This window comes from Mesonia sp. HuA40 (assembly GCF_008017835.1).
Lineage (GTDB): Bacteria > Bacteroidota > Bacteroidia > Flavobacteriales > Flavobacteriaceae > Mesonia.
Window position 1 is genome coordinate 1 of sequence record NZ_VRLT01000050.1, and the last position, 1715, is coordinate 1715.

Consider the following 1715-nt stretch of genomic DNA (forward strand, 5'->3'; position numbering starts at 1 on the left):
CAAGGCTTCACCAATTCTTTACGCAAAACACAAGTTATACTGAAGAAAAAGATTGCAAAGCGCTGCTTTGAATCGCTTTTTGATTTAGGCTGCTGTTGTATAAAATAACTCTAAACCACGCCCTGTCAGTTCGAGTTTCTCATTTTTGGGCGATAGAACAAAAATTCGAAGTATCGAGAACAGGACGAAAAGTAGCGAGTTTATTTATATTTTCAAAAGCTACTCTTTTACAATTCATCAATCTTGCTATGTCCTAATTTTCATTTTCTTTACGGTGTATTCCTCTCGCTGCGCTCGTCGGATACAGGAGAAAACGAAACCCCGAAGACTCGGGGCAGGTTACCGAAGTGTCGGTAAAAAGTACACTTTTTCTGAGGTATTTTTCAGGCAAGCTGAAAACCACTTGTATTTTGCTAAATTGGCTCCAAGGCTTTCCCGAATGCTCGGGACTCCCCAAGGGTCGCACTAGGTAGATAGAAGTAAAATATCTAATTTTATATACTCAAGCCTATTACACTAAACATTTTAATGCAAAACACAAGTTATACTGAAGAAAAAGATTGCAAAGCGCTGCTTTGAATCGCTTTTTGATTTAGGCTGCTGTTGTATAAAATAACTCTAAACCACGCCCTGTCAGTTCGAGTTTCTCATTTTTGGGCGATAGAACAAAAATGTGAAGTATCGAGAACAGGACGAAAAGCAGCGAATTTATTTTTTGGTTCGTTTTTGATCAAGCAAAAATGAATAAAAAGAATTTGTAGCTTTTTATATGATGCTGGATTTTGATGAGGAAAGAGAGGTTAATTTTTTAGTTAATTTAGGAATTGAAAATTTGTAAAGAGAACGCGATGCAATCCCCCACCAGCGAAGGCTTTCGTTTTTTATATTTCTTTATCCAGCTTATTCGGATTTTGTCTTGTGTCAAAAAACGTAACAATATTTATTCGTTTAGAATTATAGCGATAATATAAGGTAGTTTGCTTTGTTATTACGCATTTTCTTAAACTTTTTCCTTTTTTAGATTCTGGAAATATTTCAGGCTGGTTTTTAATTATATCAATTGATGCGTCTAACTTTTCAACAAAGTCCTTTTTTACTTTAACAGACCATTTTTCAGTTAAGTACTCGAAAAGTTTTTCTAATTTCCTTTCGGCCGTTTTTGAAATAACAACTTTTCTGCTCAATTTATCTGTGTTTTTGTATAAAAGATTCGTAATCCGTTATATCTCCATTTTCTATTTCACGAGAAGCTGTTTCAATTTCTTTACGTTGTTCAATAGATAAATCATCCCAAAAGTCAGCAGTTTGTGCTTTTTTGAAGATTTTTTTAATTGATTCAATGATTTTAGGATTTTCGGTGTCCAATATCATTTTTACCAATTCTATTTTTTCCGCTTGAATATTCATCTCTCATTTATTTATAATCAAAAATAATGATTTTAACCTGAAACTTTGATTGGAAACATTTTTTTTTAAATGAAGTCCAACTACCCTATAAAATAAATTACTACTTAATCTAATCCTCTACTTTTTTCCATCGCCGAAAAAAGTAGCAAAAAAGTCTAGGCTTACGAAACTAGCGCTAAATTGTAAGTTTGCAAGCTAAATTTTAGGAACTCACCCGATTTCCAATCGGTTTCAAACAAGCAATAAGTTGTTATGATTTTAGGTTTTCAAAACCTACATCTTAACAATTCATCAATCTTTCTATGTTA

2 protein-coding genes are annotated in these 1715 nt (G+C 33.0%); both read right to left on the bottom strand.

Features of this window, described 5'->3' with window-relative positions; genetic code table 11:
• Positions 1-881 precede the first annotated feature (881 nt).
• Complete coding sequence (locus FT993_RS08635) at positions 882-1184, bottom strand: type II toxin-antitoxin system RelE/ParE family toxin (protein WP_147862148.1); 303 nt, start codon at positions 1182-1184, stop codon at positions 882-884.
• A 1-nt stretch (position 1185) separates the two neighbouring features.
• Positions 1186-1407, bottom strand: a complete 222-nt coding sequence (locus tag FT993_RS08640) for a hypothetical protein (protein ID WP_147862149.1) — start codon at positions 1405-1407, stop codon at positions 1186-1188.
• Between the last annotated feature and the right edge of the window lie 308 nt (positions 1408-1715).